Annotated in this window: 17 protein-coding genes, 2 tRNA genes and 1 pseudogene; 14 read left to right on the top strand and 6 right to left on the bottom strand. The window is 67.5% G+C overall.

What is annotated here, in order from left to right:
• Positions 1-183: pseudogene (locus WC493_RS14970) on the top strand (polyphosphate kinase); the annotation flags it as partial.
• Positions 184-231: 48 nt separating this feature from the next.
• Here the strand turns inward: WC493_RS14970 and WC493_RS14975 are convergent.
• From WC493_RS14975 to parE, 4 genes are all read right to left on the bottom strand, one after another.
• On the bottom strand, positions 232-741 hold the full coding sequence (locus WC493_RS14975; protein WP_373066338.1) for a hypothetical protein: 510 nt from the start codon (positions 739-741) through the stop codon (positions 232-234).
• 115 nt (positions 742-856) lie between these two features.
• On the bottom strand, positions 857-2,452 hold the full coding sequence (locus WC493_RS14980; protein WP_373066339.1) for a DEAD/DEAH box helicase: 1,596 nt from the start codon (positions 2,450-2,452) through the stop codon (positions 857-859).
• Between the two features lie 185 nt (positions 2,453-2,637).
• Positions 2,638-3,177, bottom strand: a complete 540-nt coding sequence (locus tag WC493_RS14985; protein ID WP_373066340.1) for a hypothetical protein — start codon at positions 3,175-3,177, stop codon at positions 2,638-2,640.
• Between the two features lie 14 nt (positions 3,178-3,191).
• A complete protein-coding gene (parE, locus tag WC493_RS14990; RefSeq protein WP_373066341.1) occupies positions 3,192-5,168 on the bottom strand; it encodes a DNA topoisomerase IV subunit B in 1,977 nt (658 codons plus the stop codon).
• An 87-nt stretch (positions 5,169-5,255) separates the two neighbouring features.
• On the opposite strand from parE, the gene WC493_RS14995 reads away from it, so the two are divergent.
• The 3 genes from WC493_RS14995 (at position 5,256) to WC493_RS15005 (ending at position 9,452) form a co-directional block, all read left to right on the top strand.
• Positions 5,256-5,687, top strand: a complete 432-nt coding sequence (locus tag WC493_RS14995) for an acyl-CoA thioesterase (protein ID WP_373066342.1) — start codon at positions 5,256-5,258, stop codon at positions 5,685-5,687.
• Positions 5,688-5,925: 238 nt separating this feature from the next.
• A complete protein-coding gene (locus tag WC493_RS15000; RefSeq protein WP_373066343.1) occupies positions 5,926-7,863 on the top strand; it encodes a hypothetical protein in 1,938 nt (645 codons plus the stop codon).
• Positions 7,860-9,452, top strand: a complete 1,593-nt coding sequence (locus WC493_RS15005) for a PEP/pyruvate-binding domain-containing protein (RefSeq protein WP_373066344.1) — start codon at positions 7,860-7,862, stop codon at positions 9,450-9,452. Before WC493_RS15000 ends, WC493_RS15005 begins: the two co-directional genes overlap by 4 nt.
• A gap of 74 nt (positions 9,453-9,526) precedes the next feature.
• Here WC493_RS15005 and glnA read toward each other — a convergent pair whose 3' ends face one another.
• Positions 9,527-10,936 (bottom strand): type I glutamate--ammonia ligase, encoded by a 1,410-nt coding sequence (glnA, locus tag WC493_RS15010; RefSeq protein ID WP_373066345.1) that lies wholly within the window; start codon positions 10,934-10,936, stop codon positions 9,527-9,529.
• Positions 10,937-10,987: 51 nt separating this feature from the next.
• Entirely contained in the window at positions 10,988-11,326 is a 339-nt protein-coding gene (locus WC493_RS15015; protein ID WP_373066346.1) for a P-II family nitrogen regulator, read from the bottom strand.
• A gap of 250 nt (positions 11,327-11,576) precedes the next feature.
• Between WC493_RS15015 and WC493_RS15020 the strand changes: the two genes are divergently transcribed.
• The 10 genes from WC493_RS15020 to clpX all read left to right on the top strand — a co-directional run bounded on the left by WC493_RS15020 (position 11,577) and on the right by clpX (position 20,468).
• The gene (locus WC493_RS15020; RefSeq protein WP_373066347.1) at positions 11,577-12,746 is read left to right on the top strand and encodes an aminotransferase; all 1,170 of its coding nucleotides are present in this window, start codon (positions 11,577-11,579) and stop codon (positions 12,744-12,746) included.
• A 38-nt stretch (positions 12,747-12,784) separates the two neighbouring features.
• A tRNA-His gene (locus WC493_RS15025) sits at positions 12,785-12,861 on the top strand.
• Positions 12,862-13,183: 322 nt separating this feature from the next.
• The gene (locus WC493_RS15030) at positions 13,184-14,197 is read left to right on the top strand and encodes a CorA family divalent cation transporter (RefSeq protein WP_373066348.1); all 1,014 of its coding nucleotides are present in this window, start codon (positions 13,184-13,186) and stop codon (positions 14,195-14,197) included.
• Positions 14,197-14,526, top strand: a complete 330-nt coding sequence (locus tag WC493_RS15035) for a hypothetical protein (RefSeq protein ID WP_373066349.1) — start codon at positions 14,197-14,199, stop codon at positions 14,524-14,526. Before WC493_RS15030 ends, WC493_RS15035 begins: the two co-directional genes overlap by 1 nt.
• Positions 14,526-15,080, top strand: a complete 555-nt coding sequence (locus WC493_RS15040) for a histidine phosphatase family protein (protein ID WP_373066350.1) — start codon at positions 14,526-14,528, stop codon at positions 15,078-15,080. The genes WC493_RS15035 and WC493_RS15040 overlap by 1 nt, the downstream gene beginning before the upstream one ends.
• A 5-nt stretch (positions 15,081-15,085) precedes the next feature.
• Entirely contained in the window at positions 15,086-16,579 is a 1,494-nt protein-coding gene (locus WC493_RS15045) for an NAD(P)H-hydrate dehydratase (RefSeq protein ID WP_373066351.1), read from the top strand.
• 53 nt (positions 16,580-16,632) lie between these two features.
• Positions 16,633-16,717 (top strand) — tRNA-Leu (locus WC493_RS15050).
• Positions 16,718-16,757: 40 nt separating this feature from the next.
• The gene (gene tig / locus WC493_RS15055) at positions 16,758-18,086 is read left to right on the top strand and encodes a trigger factor (protein WP_373066352.1); all 1,329 of its coding nucleotides are present in this window, start codon (positions 16,758-16,760) and stop codon (positions 18,084-18,086) included.
• Positions 18,087-18,251: 165 nt separating this feature from the next.
• Complete coding sequence (gene clpP / locus WC493_RS15060; RefSeq protein WP_373066353.1) at positions 18,252-18,893, top strand: ATP-dependent Clp endopeptidase proteolytic subunit ClpP; 642 nt, start codon at positions 18,252-18,254, stop codon at positions 18,891-18,893.
• Positions 18,894-19,202: 309 nt separating this feature from the next.
• Positions 19,203-20,468, top strand: a complete 1,266-nt coding sequence (clpX, locus tag WC493_RS15065; RefSeq protein WP_373066354.1) for an ATP-dependent Clp protease ATP-binding subunit ClpX — start codon at positions 19,203-19,205, stop codon at positions 20,466-20,468.
• Positions 20,469-20,647 lie beyond the last annotated feature (179 nt).

The following is a 20,647-nucleotide window of genomic DNA, read 5'->3' on the forward strand; positions in this document are numbered from 1 at the left end:
ACCCCGTCGGATTGGCACAACCGGGCCAAACGCTCGGATTACGACGAAGCGGTGATCGAAATGGTGCAGCGGACCTCGACCGAACTTGCGCCTTGGACCCTGGTCGAAGGCGAAGACAAGAACTACGCCCGCATCAAGGTGTTGCGGACCCTGGTCGAGACGATCGAGAAGGCCCTGGACTAGGCCAAGCCCTTGCCGCCGGGCGGCCGGGGCCGCCGGCGGGGAAGGGGGTCAGCGCGACGCGACGGCGGTCGAAAGATCGTTGAAATCGCCCGCGGCGAGCGCCCGGCAGGTCACGGCCAGTTCCTTGGCGGCAGCCGGATTGACCTGCAGCCGCTCGCTCGCCAGGCGCACACGGGCCTGGGCCGCGAGAAGGGCTACGGTTTCGGCCGAAGCGTCGGCGATGCCTGCTTCTTTCAGGCCCTGGATCAGCAGGGTATCGGCCTGGGCCTTGGTGGCATCCAGCGCGGGGGTGACATCCTTGAAGGCGATCCGGGCGGTGGTGCGGCTGACGCTGCCGGGGGTCACCGGACTTGCCGCGGCCGCCGCGGCTTCGCGGCACAGCAGGTGGGCGCCGCCCAGCGCGATCTTGTCGTTGACCGCACCGGCGCCGAGCAGCGAGCCATGCGCCTTGAAGAAATCCCGAGCCGTGATGCCGGCGGGGGCTTCGCCAGCCATGGCGGAACCCGCGACGAGCAGGACGGCGGCGGCCATGATGGCCGAAAGGCTGCAACGCGACATGAAACCCTCGTCAGCAACTGTACGGGGACAGTGTGCCGACCACCTTGCCCATATTGCATTGCAATATGAGCAAGGCTCGCATTCCAAAATGACGAACTGTCAGGAAGCTTCCGCGTCAGACCTCGGCCGCTTCAGCCGTCACCTTTTCGGGATAGACCGGGCGCAGGATGAAGGCCGGCACATGGTCGCCGAAACCGATGACACTGGGGCCCATGTCGTCGTCGCGGCGGCCGCGGCGGTCGCGCTCGGGCCGGTCGGCGAAGCTGCGGCCGCCCTCGGGGCGTTCCCGGCGGCGGTCGTCGGCGATGCGGCGCTCGTCGGCGACGCGGCGCTCGTCGGTCTGGCGTCGGTCTTCACTCGGGCGTCGGTCTTCACTCGGGCGCCGGTCTTCGGCGGCTCGGCGTCCCTCGGTCGGGCGGCGGTCATCGCCTTGGCGGCGAGTTGCGCGTGGGGCAGGGGCTTCGACTTCCGGCGTCTCTTCGGCTTCGGCCTTGTGGCGCGGCACCTTGACACCCTTCAACGTGGCTATCGGCTTGCCGCGGCCACGTTTGTGGGTCTTCGCCTCGGCATCCGACAGAAGCTCGCAGGGCTCGATGCCCTCGATCGTGATGCGGTTGATCGTCTGCTTGGTCAGTTCTTCGATCGCGCGCACGAATTTGGTGTCATAGGGGGTGGCCAGGGTGAAGGACTTGCCTTCGCGGCCGGCGCGCCCGGTACGGCCGATGCGGTGGACATAGTCCTCGGCATGGATCGGCACGTCGAAATTCACCACATGGCTGATCTCGGCGACGTCGAGTCCGCGGGCGGCGACGTCGGAGGCGACCAGGATCGGCACTTCGCCGGAACGGAAGCGGTCGAGCGTGGCGGTCCGCTCCGACTGCACCATGTCACCATGCAGGGCCGCTGCATTGAAGCCGTGGCGCACCAGCGACTTGCCGACGATATCGACGTCGCGCTTGCGGTTGCAGAAGATCAGGGCGTTCTGCACGTTCTCGGAACGGAGCAGATGGCGGAGCGCTTCGCGCTTGTCCGCCTCATCCATCACCGCCAGGGCCTGGACGATGGTGGTGGCGGTCGAGGACGCGCGGGCGACCGAGATTTCCACCGGCATGGTCAGGAATTTGTCGGCCAGACGCTTCACCTCGGGCACCATGGTGGCCGAGAAGAACAGGGTCTGGCGGCTGGCGGGCAGCAGGCTGCAGATCTTCTCGAGATCGGGAATGAACCCCATGTCGAGCATCCGGTCGGCCTCGTCGACCACCAGGACCTTGATGCCGCTCATCATGATCCGGCCGCGCTCGAAATGGTCGAGCAGGCGGCCCGGGGTGGCGATCAGCACATCGACGCCGCGGTCGAGCTTCTTCACCTGGTCGTCCATGGAAACGCCGCCGATCAGCAGCGCCATGGAGAGCTTGTGATACTTGCCGTATTTCTCGAAATTCTCGGCCACCTGGGTGGCGAGTTCGCGCGTCGGCTCCAGGATCAGGGAACGCGGCATACGTGCCTTGGCCCGGCCCGCCGCTAGAATGTCGATCATGGGAAGGGTGAAGGAGGCGGTCTTGCCCGTGCCCGTCTGGGCGATGCCCATGACGTCCCGGCCGCGCAACACCTGGGGGATGGCCTGGGCTTGAATCGGCGTGGGCTCGGTATAGCCGGCCTCTGCCACCGCCTTCAGCACCTCGGCGCTGAGGCCCAGTTCTTCAAAACTCATTGACCCTGGTTCCGCTTTCCTTGCAGCCGCAGCGTCCCCACCATCGGGGACCCGACCATCGGGCGTTTCGCTGCAACGCACAATGACTGCGCAGGCGAGACGATAAACAAATGCACGTTCCAGTCAACCGTTCCCAGCCGCAGGGCTGCCATCCGCAACCGGCCCAGTGACAATTGGGCCACTGATCAGGGGACGACCGGCTCGTAGAAATTGTCGAAAGGCATCACCTTGTCGAGGGCACCTTCGACCACCGCGGCATAGGCGGGATCGTTCAGGTTCTTCGGCTTCGGACCGTGGGCGATCGCTGTCGAGACCCGGCGCGTGCCGGCACAGAGTACCGCCTGGACCGAGAATTCGTCCGCCCCGGGAGCCCCGGCCGCAGCCTGGAGCGCAGGCAGGGGGCCGCAGGCCGTGTCGGCGCCGACTTCGTCGATCGGATTGAACACCAGGACGACGCGAAGCTCGGCATCGGGCGCCAGCACAAGACCGCGCGGATTGACGCGCGAGGGCAGATGGATCGGGGCGAGCGCCGCGGCGGGATCGACGCCGGGCAGGGGCGCTCCCGCCACGGCGGCGGGCAGGGCGGCGCCCCTTGCTCCGGCATTGACGATGGCCGGGCGGTAATAGTCGCGGTCGACCATGTCGTGGGTCACCACCACCGGCACTCCCGCGCAAGCCCCAAGCGCCAGGGCGGCGCCCAGGGCTGCCGCTTCGATCCCTCTCATGGCCAATCTCCGTCTCAGATGTCGAGGTCGGTCGCCCGGGCGGCGTTCTCCTGGATGAAGGCGAAACGCGTCTCGGCGCGCTTGCCCATCAGGCGGTCGACCATGCCCGTCGTCTCGGCCTTCTCGTCGTCCATGACGACGACGCGGAGCAGGATACGCTTGTTGCGATCCATCGTGGTCTCCCGCAATTGCGCAGGAGGCATCTCGCCCAAGCCCTTGAAACGACTGATTTCGATCTTCACGTTCTGCTTGAAGTCGCGCTTGATGCGGCGGTCCTTGTCGTCGTCGTCCATGGCGTAGACGGTCTTGGAGCCCTGGGCGATCCGGTAGAGCGGCGGCATGGCAAGATAGAGGTGCCCGCTCTGAATGAGGCCCGGCATCTCGCGCCAGAAGAAGGTCATCAAGAGCGAGGCGATATGGGCGCCGTCGACATCCGCGTCGGTCATGATGATGACGCGCTCGTAGCGGAGGTCTTCTTCGCGGAAGCGGTGCCCGATGCCGCAGCCGAGTGCCAGCACGAGGTCGGAGAGTTCCTGGTTCGCCTCGAGCTTGCCCGCAGCGGCCGAGGCGACGTTGAGGATCTTGCCGCGCAGCGGCAGCACCGCCTGGCTCGCCCGGTCGCGCGCCTGCTTGGCCGAGCCGCCGGCCGAATCGCCTTCGACCAGGAAGATCTCGGTGCCCGTCGCCTGGTCCTTGGAGCAGTCGGCCAGCTTGCCGGGCAGGCGCAGCTTGCGGGTCGCGGTCTTGCGGCTGGTCTCCTTGTCGGCGCGCCGCTTCAGGCGCTCTTCGGCGCGCGAAATGGCGTGGTCGAGCAGGGCGTTGGCGGCCGAGGGGTCGGAGGTCAGCCAATGCTCGAAACGGTCCTTGATCGCCGCCTCGACCAGACGGGCGGCCTCGGCCGTGGCCAGTCTCTCCTTGGTCTGGCCCTGGAACTGCGGGTCCGGGATGAACAGCGAGAGCAGGATGGCGGCGCCGCCGATGACGTCTTCCGCGGTGAGCTGGCCGGCCTTCTTGTTGTTGGTCAGTTCGCCGAAACTCTTGAGGGCACGGGCGAGCGCAGAGCGGAGCCCGGCCTCGTGGGTGCCGCCTTCCGGCGTCGGCACCGTGTTGCAATAGGAATGGATGAAGGGATCGGCGTCGACCGGCCAGGCGATCGCCCATTCGACCTCGCCCACTTCGACGCCGGGCAGGCGTGCCTGGCCGGTGAAGGGGGTCGGCGTGACGGTCGGCGTGTTTTCCAGGGTCGCCGCCATGAAATCGGCCAGGCCGCCCGGGAAATGCAGCGTATCGGTGGCCGGTGTCGGATCGCCGGCCGGGATCAGCTCGGGCGCGCAGGACCAGCGGATTTCGACGCCGCGGAACAGATAGGCCTTGGAGCGCGCCATGCGGTAGAGGCGGGCCGGGCGGAAATGCAGGCTGGTGCCGAAAATCTCGTGGTCCGGCTTGAAGGTCACCGTGGTGCCGCGCCGGTTCTGCACAGGGCCGGCGGCGATCAGCTTGGTGGTCGGCTTGCCGCGGGCAAAGCTCTGGCGCCAGAGCTGGCGGTCGCGCGCGACCTCGACCACCATTTCTTCGGAGAGCGCGTTGACCACCGAGGAGCCGACGCCGTGCAGCCCGCCGGAGGTCTTATAGGCCTTGCCGCTGAACTTGCCGCCGGAATGCAGCGTGGTCAGAATCACTTCGAGGGCGGATTTGTCCTTGAACTTGGGGTGCGGGTCGACCGGGATGCCGCGGCCGTTGTCCCGTACCGTGAGGCGGCCGTCGGCCGAGAGTTCGACCTCGATCCGGCTGGCGTGGCCGGCCACGGCCTCGTCCATGGCGTTGTCGATGATCTCGGCCGCCAGGTGGTGATAGGCGCGTTCGTCGGTGCCGCCGACATACATGCCCGGCCTGAGGCGGACCGGTTCCAGCCCTTCGAGGACTTCGATGTCCTTGGCGGAATAGTCGGTTGAAGCGGCATTTCGGTCGAACAGGTCGGCGGGCTTACTCATCGTCGCGATTCGGGTCAGTCTGTAATGTGTCGGGCCAGTCTGGCCCACCCCGACCCCGATCCGCTAGCCCACATCTGTGGAGTGCCCATGAGCGAGCAAGAAGCAGCAGCACCGAAGTCCCCCGCCGAGCGGGGACTCGAAGCCATTATCCGCACGGCACCGATGCCGCGCGATTCCAATGCCAATGGCGACATCTTCGGCGGCTGGATCCTCAGCCACATGGATATCGCCGCCGGCGTGCTGGCCTCCAAGCGGGCCAAGGGGCGCATCGCCACGGTGGCGATCGACGCCATGACCTTCCACAAGCCGGTCTATGTCGGCGATCTCGTCTCGATCTACGGCGATGTCATCGCGGTCGGGCGGACGTCGATCAAGGTCAGGCTGGAAACCTGGGTCGAGCGCCAGCGCCGGCGCGACGGCTCGATCGCACCGCCCGAAACCGTGCGGGTGACCGAAGGCACCTTCATCATGGTGGCGATCGACGATGCCGGCCGGCCCCGCCCGGTCCCCGAGGAATGAGGGGGGCCCGCCGGCGGGGGGGAGTGCCGGCGGGCGAGCGCGCCGCCGCATGGGGGGGATGACGGCGCGATCAAGGGCTTGCCCTCGATCAGTCAAACGGCCCGCGCAGGCATTTCCTGCGCGCCTTTCGTGAAATAAATATGACAATGGAATGAATGACTTAGCGCAAGGCGGCGGGGCTTTCGCAGGCTATGGTGGCGCGGTCTCCACAGCGTGGCGTCGACGAGAGGAGCAGCGTGTGACCGTCAAGACCGAAATCGTCGAAAGGCTGGGCGAGCAGGCCGTCCTGCTGCCGGCCCTGATCGGGGAAGCCCTGGCGGCCAACGACCGCATCAAGCTGCGCCTGAGCCTGCTTCAGGAAGCGGCCCAGCAGGCCGCGAGCCCCGGCCGCACGGCGCGCCACTTCGGCGTCGAACTGCGGGCCGCCGGCCTGGACGATCCGGCCCTGGCCGGCCTGCCGGCCAATGCGCGGTCACTCGGCGAGGGCAAGTTGTTCGCTCCCGGCGTGAACGGGCTCCTGACCGGCATCGGCGGCGAGCTCGACGCCATGGTGGCGCCCCTGGTGGCATCCGATGCCGCGGCCAATGCGGCGCTGGCGAGCCGTGCCACGGCGATCAAGGCGGCGATCCCGGCCGCGCCGGACGACCAGATCGACCTCGCTGCGGTCGACCATCTGGCCGCCGCCAGCCGGGACGGCGAGGACAGCCTGCACCTCCTGGTCATGGACCTGCACAAGGCGCTGAACGCGCTCTCCGCCGCGACCGCGGTCGAGACGCTGGACGGTGCCCGCGTCCATGCCCTGGGCGAGCGTGACCGGGCGGCGGTGCGCGCCTTCATGCGCGGTCTCAACCGGACGGCACCGCTCGCCTTCGGGCACCCCGGCCTCGGCACCACGGCGGTGCATGCCGGGGGCCGGCTGACCATCCAGAACGACATCGGAACGACCGATGCCCATGTCCTGGTCGTTCATGTCGACGACGAGGCGGTGACGGTCACCTATACCGATATCCACCGCCCACGCGCCAAATTCTTCATCTCCCTGTTCGATGGCCAGGGCGTCGAGTGGAGCCCACTGGCCGAACGCCACGCCGAGGGCCTGAGCGAGGACATTTTCTACCTGATCACCGGCCGGCTCTCCTCGAAGGATCCGAAGGCGCAGGACGGGATGCTGGAATTCCTGGCCTCGCGCCTGGTCTTCCTGATCGACTGGAACAAGGCGCGTAAGGCGTTGCAGAGCTTCGTCGGCAAGAATGCGGCGATCGACCTGCTGACCTTCGCCGCCCGCCAGGACTATGGCCACCGGGCCTTCCTGGTGCTGGGCGGCAGCGAACTGATCCTCGAGGCGGTGCATCGCACGGCGGCCGGGCGCATCCCCTATGGTGTGCGCCTCGACGAGGCGCTGGGCGCCGGCGAATGCCTCGAATTCCTCCAGCACATGCTGCGCGACACCGCCCAGGGCCTGGCCGCCGGGCGCACCGCGCGGCTGATCCGCGACGAGATCCAGGCCGAACTGTCGCGCCGCTTCGAGACGGCGGAGTCTTCGGTGCTGACCGTGCTGGTGCGCCATCTGGGCCTGACGCGGATGCTGGCGTCCGCGATCGGCGACATCGTCTCTGCCCCCGGCGCCGCCAGCGCGGCCGAGCGGGCGGCCCTGGCGACACGGGCCAAACAGCTCGAGGAGAAGGGCGATCGCCTGACCGTGACGGCGCGCGAAATCTCTGCCCGCATCCGCGAGGCGGGCCAGCTCCGCCCGGTGATCGACGAGATCGAGAACACTACCGACAGTCTCGAAGACTGCGCCTATCTCCTGAGCCTGCTGCCGGACGCCGAGGCGGCCATGATCGAGATGGCGCCGCTCGCCCGGCTCGCCGAAATGGCGACCGATTCGACCGGCCACCTGGTGCGCGCCGTCGAAGCCGCTTCCCGCCTGCCGGAGGGCCAGCGTTCCGACGCGCTCGCCTCGCTGCAATCGATCGACGCCGTGGCCAATCTGGAGCGCAGCGCCGACGCGGCCGAGCGCGAGACTTTCGCTGCGATCATGGCAGCCCCCGGGGCGGATGCCCGGCTGCTGGTGCTGGGCCTTGAAATCGCCCGTGCGCTGGAGACCGCCACCGACCATCTGAACCATGCGGCGCTCGCGCTGCGTGAGCGTGTTCTCGAGGAGCTTTCGGCATGACCAGGCTGGCCCCCCTTTATATCGGGACCGACGAGGCGCGCACCGAGCTGACCGCGGAAGTGGCTGGCGGCAAGGCTTCGCTGCTGTGGCGGATGAGCCGGCTCGGGCTCAACGTGCCGCCCGCCTTCGTGTTGCCGACCGGGCTTTGCGCCGCCGTGAACCGGGGCGAGGGCGATGCCCTGTCCCGCGTCGACAAGGGATTGCGCGACGGCATCGGCCGCCTGGAAGAGGCGACCGGGCGCCGCTTCGGCGACACGCGGGCACCGCTCCTGGTCTCGGTCCGCTCGGGTGCCGCGCAGTCGATGCCCGGCATGTTGGAGACCATTCTCGACGTCGGCCTGAACAGCGAGACGGTGCACGGGCTGATCCGCCTGACCGGCAATCCGCGCCTCGCCTTCGACAGTTTCCGCCGCTTCATCCAAATGTTCGCCGAAGTGGTGGAAGGCGTGCCGGCGGCGCCCTTCGAAGCCGCCACGACGGCCATGATCCAGGCCGAAGCCGTGGCGGGGGAGGCGGAGCTCGATTCCGAAGCCCTCGAACGTCTGACCCATGAATTCCAGGCGATCGTGCTGCGCGAGAGCGGCCGGCCGGTGCCGGAAGAACCCATGGAACAGCTCGCCGCCGCGGCCCGCGCCGTGTTCCGCTCCTGGGAGGGCGACAAGGCCAAGGAATACAGGCGCCTGAACAAGCTGGAGCACCTGGCCGGCACGGCGGTCACCGTGCAGGCCATGGTGTTCGGCAACGGCGGCGGCAAGTCGGGTTCCGGCGTCGCCTTCTCGCGCAATCCGGCGACCGGGGCCAAGGAACTCTATGTCGACTTCCTGTTCAACGCCCAGGGCGAGGATGTGGTGGCGGGCCGCCGCATGCCCTCCAACGCCACCCTGCTGGCCGCCCGTCTGCCCGAAGTGGCGGCCGAGCTGAAGGCCGGCATCACCCGCCTCGAACAGGAGAACCGCGACCTCCAGGACGTCGAATTCACGGTCGAGGACGGCCGCCTGTTCTTCCTCCAGACCCGGGCCGGCAAGCGGACGCCGAGGGCGGCGCTGCGCGTCCTGGTCGATTTCGTCGAGGAAGGCCTGCTCGATCCGGTCACCGCCTTGAAGCGGGCAGAGTCGATCGATCTCGACCGTGCCGGCTCGATCCGCTTCGCCGACGAGGCCCCGGCGGTCGCCAATGCCGTCGCCGCCTCGCCCGGCGTCGCCTCCGGCCGGATCGCCTTCGACAGCGCCCGCGCCAAGGCCCTGGCGGCCGAGGGCGAGCCGGTGATCCTGGTCCGCCACGACACTTCGACCGAGGATGTCGCGGGCTTCGCCGTCGCCGCCGGCATTCTGACCGCGGTCGGCGGCCGCACAGCCCATGCCGCCGTGGTGGCGCGCCAGCTCGGCAAAGTCTGTCTGGTCGGCTGCAAGGAACTGGTGATCGACCAGGCGGGGCAGGGCGGCAGCATCGCCGGCCACAAGCTCGCCGAAGGCGACTGGCTCTCTCTCGACGGCGAGGCCGGCACGGTGAGCCTCGGCCGGCGCGAGATCGTGATCGAACGCCCGGAACAGGCAATCGCCGCCCTCGAAGCCTGGCGCAAGGCGGGCTGACACCGCCTTCGCCCCACGCCAGAAAGCAAAAAGGGCCGGCTTTCGCCGGCCCTTTCCTGTCCGATCCCGAAGGATCAGGCGGTGTAATACATGTCGAACTCGATCGGGTGCGGGGTGTGCTCGAAGGCATACACTTCCTGCCACTTGAGTTCGATGTAGGCGTCGATCAGGTCGTCGGTGAAGACGCCGCCCTTGGTCAGGAAGGCGCGGTTCTTGTCGAGCTCGGTCAGGGCTTCGCGCAGCGAGCCGCAGACGGTCGGGACCTGGGCCAGCTCTTCCGGCGGCAGGTGATAGAGATCCTTGTCCATGGCTTCGCCCGGATGGATCTTGTTCTGGATGCCGTCGATGCCGGCCATCAGCATGGCCGAGAACGCCAGATAGGGGTTCGCCAGCGGATCCGGGAAGCGCACTTCGACGCGCTTCGCCTTCGGGCTGGTGCCGTAGGGGATACGGCAGGAGGCCGAACGGTTGCGGGCCGAATAGGCCAGCAGCACGGGGGCCTCGAAGCCCGGGATCAGGCGCTTGTAGCTGTTGGTGGTCGGGTTCGTGAAGGCGTTGATCGCCTTCGCGTGCTTGATGATGCCGCCGATGTAGTAGAGGCAGGTGTCCGACAGGCCGGCATATTTGTCACCGGCGAAGGTGGTGTTGCCATCCTTCCAGATCGACTGGTGCACATGCATGCCCGAGCCGTTGTCGCCCTTCACCGGCTTCGGCATGAAGGTGGCCGACTTGCCGTACTGATAGGCGACGTTCTGGACGACGTACTTGTAGATCTGGATGTAGTCGGCGGCGCGCACCAGCGTCGCGAACTTGATGCCCAGTTCGTGCTGCGAGGCCGCCACTTCGTGGTGGTGCTTCTCGATCGGCAGGCCCATGTCGCCCATGATCGAGAGCATTTCGCCGCGCATGTCGTTCAGGGTGTCGACCGGCTGCACCGGGAAGTAGCCGCCCTTGACCGCCGGACGATAGCCGAGGTTGCCGTTCTCGTAGGACTTGTCGGTGTTGTAGGGGCCTTCGATGTCGTCGATCTCATACGAGACCTTGTTCATCGCGACCTTCCACTTGACGTCGTCGAAGACGAAGAATTCGGCTTCGGGACCGATGTAGACGGTGTCGCCGAGACCCGTGTAGGAGACATAGGCTTCGGCGCGCTTGGCGACCGAACGCGGGTCACGCGAATAGCCTTCGCCGGTGGCGGGCTCGAGAATGTCGCAGAACACGACCAGGGTCGGCTGCGCCACGAAGGGGTCGACGACGGCGGTGGCCGGATCCGGCATCAGGATCATGTCGGACTCGTTGATCGCCTTCCAGCCGGCGATCGACGAACCGTCGAACATGGTGCCGTCGGTGAACATGTCCTCGTCCACGCAGCTCGAGTCGATCGACAGATGCTGCCACTTGCCCTTGAAGTCGGTAAAGCGCAGGGAGACGTACTTGATCCCCTTGTCCTTGATCATCTGAAGGACGGTCTTGGCGTCTGACATGGTCTCAGGTCCCGTTTGTAGGTTGGACAGGAATGCTGCTGGTGGTTCGGATCAGATGGCGTCCGTGCCGGTCTCGCCGGTACGGATGCGGATGGCCTGCTCGACAGGGCTCACGAAGATCTTGCCGTCGCCGATTCGACCGGTCCGCGCCGCAGTCTGAATGGCTTCGACCGCGCGGTCGACGAGATCGTCTTCCAGCACGATCTCCAGCTTCACCTTGGGCAGGAAATCGACGACATATTCGGCGCCACGGTAAAGCTCGGTATGGCCCTTCTGGCGGCCGAAGCCCTTGGCCTCGGTCACGGTGATGCCCTTGAGCCCGACCTCGTTCAGAGCCTCTTTCACTTCGTCGAGTTTGAACGGCTTGATGATCGCCTCGATTTTCTTCATCGCACCCAGGTCGCTTTGGCAAGTTTGGTGCGACCAGAACGGCCGCCCCACAAGATATGCACGGCCCATGCCAATGGTCGTGGCTGAGGGATTCCCGGTTGAAAATCCGGGGCGCCGTGACGTCGTTGCGACGTATGGGGCTCCGGACCGCACAAAAAACAGTCAATATGCACAATTTTCGATCAATTGGCCGCGAGCGAGCGCCCCACGGCCGCTGGCACGGGGGCGGAAGCCCGATTAGGATGCCGCCATGAAGAGCCTCAATCCCGCCTTCGCCGGTCTCGGCACCACCATCTTCACCGTAATGTCTGCCCTGGCGGTCGAGCATGGCGCGATCAACCTGGGCCAGGGTTTTCCGGACGAGGACGGCCCGCTCGACATCCGCGAGGCGGCGGCGCGGGCCTTGATCGACGGGCCCAACCAATATCCGCCCATGGCCGGCGTGCCGGCCCTGCGTCAGGCGGTGGCGGCCCACGACCGGCGTTTCTACGGCCTCGACTATGATTGGGCCAGCGAGACCCTGGTGACCTCCGGCGCCACGGAGGCGCTGACCGCGGCACTCTTTGCGTTGCTCTCGCCGGGTGACGAGGCGGTGGTGATCGAACCCCTCTATGATTGCTATGTGCCGATCATCCGGGCGGCCGGGGCGGTGCCCGTGCCGGTCCGGCTGCAGCCGCCGGACTGGCGCCTGCCGGCCGGCGAACTGGCGGCGGCCTTCGGCCCGCGCACCAAGCTCCTCGTTCTGAACACGCCGATGAATCCGACCGGCAAGGTCTTCACCGCGGCGGAACTCGGCCTGATCGCCGATCTCCTGCGCGCCCGCGACGCTTATGCCCTGTGCGACGAGGTCTATGAGCATCTGGTCTTTTCGGGCGCCGGGCACCTGCCGCTCGCCGGCCTCGACGGGATGCGGGAGCGCTGCATCCGGGTCGGCTCGGCCGGCAAGACCTTCTCCCTGACCGGCTGGAAGGTCGGCTATCTGAGCGGGCCGGCGGCGCTGATCGGCACCGTCGCCAAGGCCCATCAATTCCTGACCTTCACCACGCCGCCGGGCCTTCAGATCGGCGTCGCCGCCGGCCTGGCCAAGGACGATTCCTATTTCACCGGGCTGGCCGCCGGCCTCGAAGCGAAGCGCGACCGGCTGCGGGCCGGGCTCCGCGCCGTCGGCTTCCAAACCCTGCCGGTCGACGGCAGCTATTTCGTCACCGCCGATGTCCGGGGGGTCGGCCCGGACCTGCCCGACGACGATTATTGCCGCTGGCTCACCGCGACCATCGGTGTCGCCGCCGTGCCGGTCAGCGCTTTCTATATGGCGGACGACCCGCCGCGGCACCTGATCCGTTTCTGCTTCTGCAAGCGCGACGAGGTCCTGGACGCCGCGGTGGAACGCTTGCGTCGCGGGCTTCAGACAGCCGCTTGACGGGCAGGCCGTCACAGCGTATACGCACGGCCTCTGTGGCGGGCGTAGCTCAGTTGGTTAGAGCGCCAGATTGTGGCTCTGGAGGTCGTGGGTTCGAGACCCATCGCTCGCCCCAGTTTTCCTGAAATTGCTGTTTCTTCGTGCCGTCCGCGGTCCTGGCCTCGCTGCCAGTAGTGCGGGCCGCCGTGGCAGCCGCCGTGCGGCCAGCCCAGAAGAAGCCAGGCCAATCCCGATAGTGACGGGCGGGGCCGGCACCGGACCGGGCGAGAGGGCCGCGCAATCCGCCCGGCAGGCGCGACTTGGCCCTGACTGCGGAAGCAGCGGATCGGCGCCGCACGGAAAATCGCTGCTGCGATGCGGCGGGTGCTCGCTGGCGCGCGGGGCTCGTGGTAGTGAAGCAGCGGGCCCGGCCGGCCCGGACTTCGAGGTGATGCTCGATGGAAGACCTGACCCGTACCCCCTTCGTCGAACTGCCCGAGCGGCGGGACGGTATCGTCTTCTCGTTCCATTTCGCCGATGGCAAGCCGAGCCGGCTGACCGGCTGGAAGGCGGTCGAATCGGCCGTGGCCGAGGATCGCGGCTTCGTCTGGCTGCATCTCGACCTCTCGGCCCGCCAGGCGCGCGACTGGATTGCCCAGGCCCCCATGGTGCCGGACGAACTGCGCGAGGAACTGGGGGCGAGCGACGTGCGCACCCGCCTCGAACATCACCAGGGCACGCTGTTCGGTGTCTTCACCGACATGCAATACGACATCGACCCGGACCTCACCGAGATTTCGAGCGTGCGCATCTTCGGCTCGGCCCGGCTCGTGGTCTCGGCCCGGCGGCATCCCTCGCGCTCGATGGACCGGCTGCGCCGTGAGGTGATGGACGGCAGGGCGTTCCGCGGCACGGCGGACCTGGTCGCCACCATGATCACCGTGCTCGGCGAGACGGTCGAGATGGCGGTGGTCGAGCTGATCGTCTCGCTCGACGAGATCGAGGACAAGTTGCTTCAGGGCGGCAATGCCGAGGCGCGGGAAGACCTGGGCGCCATCCGCCGCTTCGCCGTCCGCCTGCACCGCCATCTGGCGCTGAAGCGGCGTGCCGTGTTCCAGGTCTGCGCCCGCCCGCCCGCCTTCTTCGACGAGGAGGATTCCCACGATCTCCGCGATGCGATCGAACAGCTCGGCATCGTGGTCGACGACCTCCTCTCTGTCCAGGAACGGGCCAAGCTCCTTTATGAAGAGATGGCGGCACAACAGGCGGAAGAGGCGAACAAGAACCTGCTGATCCTCTCGGTGCTGACCGCGGTCTTCATGCCGATGACGCTGATCACCGGCATCTTCGGTATGAATGTGGGCGGTCTGCCCTGGCTCGACCAGCACGGTGGCTTCGCCTGGACCATGGTGCTGATGTTCGGGGTCGGCCTCGGGGCCTATGTGCTGCTCAGGCGGATGCGCTTTTTCTGATGACCGGACCGCTGCCCATCCATCCCCTGGTCTATTATTCGCCGCCGCTCCGTGTCGTCGCCGCGGAAGGCGCGGAATGGACCTTCGATACGCTGGTGGTGGAGCGGGGCGGCAAGGCCAGGCGCCTGCCCGGCCTCGTCCACATCCCCGAGGCGGAGGGCGGACGCAAGGCCTGCGCCGCCCATGTCATCGCCCAGATGCGGGTCGACCGCGAGGCGGCGCGGCGGCGCGGGGCAGGGGCGGTCGGCCTGGTCGCGGTCGTCGACCTCGCCTCCTGGGAAGATCTCTGCCTCGCCTACGGCCAGGCGCCGAGCAAGGAAAAGCCTTGATGAGCAGCCTCGACTTCGCCCTGATCCGCCACGGCCAGCAGGCGGCCGGCTTCGACGCCGATCCCGATCCCGGGCTGAATGCGGTCGGCGACCTCCAGGCCGAGGCCATGGCCGAAGCGTTGGGAGAGGCCGGCGGCCGGCTGCTCTATGCGAGCCCGCTGCGCCGGGCGCGGCAGACGGCGGCGGCGATCGAGCGGCGCTGGGGCGTTGCCGCCGTGATCGAGCCTCGTGTCGCCGAAGTGCCCACGACAGGCATGAGCCTCGAAGCGCGTGGCGAGTGGCTGAACCATTTCCTGCAGGAGACCTGGGAGGCCCAGCCGCCCACCCTGCGCACTTGGCGCGACAGTATCGCTGATCTCCTGCTGAACCTGCCGGGGCCTGCCGTGATCGTCAGCCATTTCGTGGTGGTCAATGCCGTGGTCGGGCTCGCCACCGGCGATCACCGGGTCACACCTTCGATGCCGGACCACTGCTCGATCAACCGTTTCCGGGTCGAGGACGGGCGCCTCCATCTGATCGAAAAGGGCGCCCAGCGGCGCACGGTGGTGGGGTGACGGGAATGCGCGATCACAGCCTGCTCACCGTCGCCGAAATGGGCCGGGCCGACCGGCTCACCATCGAGGGCGGCACGCCCGGCCTGGAGCTGATGGAAAACGCCGGCCGCGCCGTCGCCCAGGCGATCGTGGCGCGCTGGCACGCGCAGCCGACCGTGGTGCTCTGCGGACCCGGCAACAACGGCGGCGACGGCTGGGTCGTGGCCCGTCTGCTCGCCGCCTACGGCTTCCAGGTGACGGTCGCCAGCATGGTCGGGCGCGAGGCGCTGAAGGGCGATGCCGCGGCCATGGCGGCGAAATGGACCGGGCCGGTGGTGCCGCTCGGCCCGGAGGCCCTGGTGGGCAAGAGCCTGGTGGTCGACGGCATTTTCGGCGCCGGTCTGGCCCGGCCGGTGGACGATAGGGTGGCGGCGGTGATCGCGACGGCCAAGCCTGGGCGGGCGGTCGTGGCGATCGATCTTCCCTCGGGCGTCAACGGCGATACCGGGGCGGTGCTGGGTGCCGCCTTCGAGGCCGATCTGACGGTCACCTTCTTCCGGGCCAAGCCAGGGCATTTCCTCTTTCCCGGCCGGGCCAAGGCGGGCCGACTGGTGGTCGCCGACATCGGCATCTCGCCGGAGTGCCTGGCCGAGATCGGGCCGCTGCACGCCGAGAACACGCCCGCCCTGTGGGCGGCGCATTTCCCCCTGTTGCGCCAGGACGGCCACAAATACGACCGCGGCCATGCCGTGGTGCTGGCGGGCGGGCCGCTCAACACCGGGGCGGCGCGGCTCGCCGCCCGGGCGGCGCTGCGCACCGGCGCGGGCCTGGTCACCGCGGTCGGCCATCCAGCCACCGCGGCGGTGCTGGCCGGCCATCTGACCGCGGTCATGGTGGCCGCGATCGACGGGCCGGCCGGCCTCGCCCGCCTGCTCGAAGATCGGCGCAAGAATGCCGTGGTGATCGGTCCCGCCGCCGGTGTCGGCGACGAGACCTTCGAGGCCAGCCTGGCCGCGCTGAAATCCGGCGCCGCCGTGGTACTGGACGCCGACGCCCTGACCTCGGCCAAGGGCCGGGCCGGGGCGCTGTGGGCGGCACGCAAGGGCGAATTGGTTCTGACCCCGCACGACGGCGAATTCGCCCGCGTCTTCCCGGAGCTGGCCGACCTGCCGTCGCGCGCCGCCCGCGCCCGGGCGGCGGCCCAGGTTTGCGGCGCGGTCGTCTTGCTCAAGGGGGCCGACAGTTGTGTCGCCGCGCCCGACGGACGGGTGGCGATCAACGCCAATGCCCCGCCCACCCTGGCCACGGCCGGTTCGGGCGACGTCCTGGCCGGGATTGTCGCCGGCCTGCTGGCCCAGGGCGTGCCGGCGTTCGAGGCCGCCGCCGCCGCCTGCTGGCTGCACGGTGCCGCCGCAGAAGGCTTCGGGCGGGGGTTGATCGCCGAGGATCTGGTCGAACGCCTGCCGATCGCCCTCGGACATGCCGAAAACCACTTGCAGGCAATGGGTCAGGCGAGCTAAATCCCGCATCCACCATGGGCCGCGACGGCAGGACCGGCGCGGCGGACATCCAAGCGGGCGTGGTGGAATTGGTAGACACGCCAGATTTAGGTTCTGGTGGCGTAAGTCGTGGGGGTTCAAGTCCCTCCGCCCGCACCAGAGTGATCCCGGAAGCCAGAGAACCCCGGAAGAAAGAGCGATGAACGTAACCGAGACCGCCGCCGACGGCCTGAAGCGCGAATTCCTGATCAGCATCGGGGCGGCCGCCATCGACGCCGAAGTGCAGGCCAAGTTGCAGGATCTGGCGACCAAGATCCGTATGCCCGGCTTCCGGCCCGGCAAGGTGCCGATGAGCCTGGTCGCCAAGACCCACGGCGAGGCGGCGCTCGGCGAAGTGCTGCAGCAGAAGGTGAACGAGTCGATCCAGTCGACCCTCGCCGAGAAGAACCTGCGCCCGGCGACCGAGCCCAAGGTCGAAGTGACCAAGGCCGGCAAGGGCGAAGACCTGGAATTCAAGCTGGCGATCGAAGTCCTGCCCGATTTCGAGCCGGCCGACGTCAAGGAAATCAGTCTCGAGAAGCTGGTCGCCCCCGTGGCCGACGAAGAGGTCGAGACCATGCTGAAGGGCTTCGCCGACCAGCGTAAGAACTATGTCCTCGAAGAAGGCCGCACCGCCAAGGAAGGCGACTCGCTGACCATCGACTTCGTCGGTCGTGTCGACGGCGAAGTCTTCGAGGGCGGCTCGGCCGACGGCGTCGACCTGGTGATCGGCTCCGGCCGCTTCATCCCGGGCTTCGAAGAGCAGCTCATGGGGTCCAAGGCGGGCGACATCGTGAAGGTGAACGTGACCTTCCCGGCCGACTACGGCGCCAAGGAACTGGCCGGCAAGGACGCCGTCTTCGACGTCGAGGTGAAGGAAGTGAAGATCGCCGCCGAAGTGGTGATCGACGACGAATTCGCCAAGGGCTTCGGTCTCGACGACCTGGAAGCGCTGAAGAAGGCGATGCGCGAGCAGATCGAGCGCCAGCACGCCCAGATGACCCGTCAGCGCCTGAAGCGCGACCTGCTGGACGCCCTGGCCGACCGCCACGACTTCCCGGTGCCGGAAGGCCTGGTCGAGATCGAAGTGGCGCAGATCACCCGCCAGATGGGCGACGGCGAGACCGAGGAAACCCCGGACGAGGCCAAGAAGGCCGAGCTGGCCGCGGAATTCCGCCCGATCGCCGAGCGCCGCGTGCGCCTCGGCCTGCTGCTGGCCGAGGTCGGCCGCCGCAACAACATCCAGGTCAAGGCCGAGGAAGTGAACCGCGCGATCATGGACGAGGCCCGCCGCTGGCCCGGTCAGGAACGCGAGGTGATCGAGTTCTTCCGCAAGAACGAGCAGGCCCAGGCCCAGCTCCGCGCGCCGATCTACGAGGACAAGGTCGTCGACTTCATGCTCGAACTGGCCCAGACGACCGAGAAGGAAGTCTCCCTCGACGAGCTGCGCAAGGACCCGGACGAAGCGGCCGAGTCGGCCGCCGCCTGATCGGCGACCACGGATACGACTGTCGGATGGCCGGGCTTCTGCCCGGCCATCGTGCTTTCGGGATCGCCGTGCACCTTCTTGAAATTGCCACGACGCGTCGCGAGATGCTAAGCCGGTGAGGACAGCCCCGGACCGGTGGGCGGTGCGGGGGCAGAAGACGAGGCGATGATGCGGGACCCTTACGAATTCACCATGAACACGCTGGTGCCCATGGTGGTCGAGCAGACGGCGCGGGGCGAGCGGGCCTTCGACATCTACTCGCGGCTGCTGAAAGAGCGAATCATTTTCCTGGTCGGCCCGGTGAACGACGCGGTGTCGTCGCTGATCACCGCCCAGCTCCTGTTCCTGGAAGCCGAAAATCCGAAGAAGGACATCGCCCTCTATATCAATTCGCCGGGCGGCGTCGTCACTTCGGGCCTCGGCATCTACGACACGATGCAGTACATCAAGCCGAAAGTCTCGACCGTGTGCTTCGGCCAGGCCTGCTCGATGGGCTCGCTGCTGCTGGCCGCCGGCGCGCCGGGCCTGCGCATCGCGCTGCCCAATTCGCGCATCATGGTGCACCAGCCCTCCGGCGGCGCCCAGGGCCAGGCGACCGACATCGAGATCCAGGCGCGCGAAATCCTGGCGCTGCGTAAGCGGCTCAATGAGATCTACGTCCAGCACACCGGCCAGCCGGTCGAGAAGATCGAGCAGGCGCTGGAGCGCGACAACTTCATGACCGCCGACCAGGCCAAGGATTTCGGCCTGATCGATCAGGTCTATACCGCCCGCCCGGACCCGGAGGCGGACAAGGCTGCGGCCTGACGCCGCGGTACCGCCATGCGCGGGGCGAGGGGTGGCCATGACCTTTCGCCCCGCAGCGGGCCAAATGTTTGCCTTGAAGCAATCCCTTTGCGAATAAACATCACTTGATAGCCGGCGCTTCGCCGTGCTCGTATCGGGACATGGTGGGCACCGTAGCGGTGCCTGACTCGCGCCCCGTCGGGCCGGGCCGTCGCCGCGCAGAACCTCATGCGCTTCTCGGCGCTCGCCGTCCCTCGGACCAAAAGGCTCTTGTGCGCTGCACAAAAAGGCTTTTACGATCGGGGCGGCGGGGAATGGGATGGAGTGAAGATGACCAAGCTCAGCGGCAGCGACTCCAAAAACACCCTGTACTGCTCCTTCTGCGGGAAGAGCCAGCACGAGGTGCGCAAGCTCATTGCCGGCCCGACCGTTTTCATCTGCGATGAATGCGTCGAGCTGTGCATGGACATCATCCGCGAGGAACACAAGTCGACCCTGGTGAAGGGACGCGAAGGCGTGCCCACCCCGCAGGACATCTGCCGGGTGCTGGACGACTACGTGATCGGCCAGTTCCATGCCAAGCGGGTGCTCTCGGTCGCGGTGCATAACCACTACAAGCGGCTCAGCCACGCGACCAAGAACAACGACGTCGAACTCGCGAAGTCGAACATCCTCCTGGTCGGGCCGACCGGCTGCGGCAAGACTCTGCTGGCGCAGACTCTCGCCCGCATCCTGGACGTGCCCTTCACCATGGCCGATGCGACCACGCTGACCGAGGCCGGCTATGTCGGCGAGGACGTCGAGAACATCATCCTGAAGCTGCTCCAGGCGGCCGACTACAATGTCGAGCGGGCGCAGCGCGGCATCGTCTACATCGACGAGGTCGACAAGATCAGCCGCAAGTCCGACAACCCGTCGATCACGCGGGACGTCTCGGGCGAAGGCGTGCAGCAGGCCCTGCTGAAGATCATGGAAGGCACGGTCGCCAGCGTGCCGCCGCAAGGCGGGCGCAAGCATCCCCAGCAGGAATTCCTGCAGGTGGACACGACCAACATCCTGTTCATCTGCGGCGGCGCCTTCGCCGGCCTCGAGAAGATCATCGCGGGCCGCCGGCAGGGCAAGTCGATCGGCTTCGGCGCCGAGGTGAAGGGGCCGGACGATCGTGGCACGGGCGAGATCCTGAAGGACGTCGAACCCGAGGATCTGCTGAAATTCGGCCTGATCCCCGAATTCGTCGGCCGTCTGCCGGTGATCGCCACGCTGAACGACCTCTCGGAAGAGGCGCTGGTCGAGATCCTGTCGGTGCCGAAGAACGCGCTGCTCAAGCAGTATCAGCGCCTGTTCGAGATGGAGGACACCAAACTGTCCTTCACCGAGGACGCGCTGAAGGCCGTCGCCCGCAAGGCGATCGCCCGCAAGACCGGCGCCCGCGGGCTTCGTTCGATCATGGAGAGCATCCTGCTCGAAACCATGTTCGAACTGCCCACGCTGAACGGGGTCGAGGAAGTGGTGGTCAACGCCGAAGTGGTGGAAGGCCGTGCTCGTCCCCTCTACTCCTACGCCGAGCGGCGCGAAGACAAGGCCAGCGGTGCCTGACGGCGGCGCATACGAAGGCTTTACCGGCGCCCCCCTTGAACCGGGGCGCCGGACCCCTCATTTCGTTAATAATTCAAGTCGCCATCCGGTCCGTCCTCCCCTGGTCCGCCGCATGTCGATCGGAAGCCTGTCCCCCCAGAGGGCGACGGGACCGGCGCCTGTTGTCTGGGCCGGTTCCA

It is taken from the genome of Zavarzinia sp. (assembly GCF_041650655.1).
Lineage (GTDB): Bacteria > Pseudomonadota > Alphaproteobacteria > Zavarziniales > Zavarziniaceae > Zavarzinia.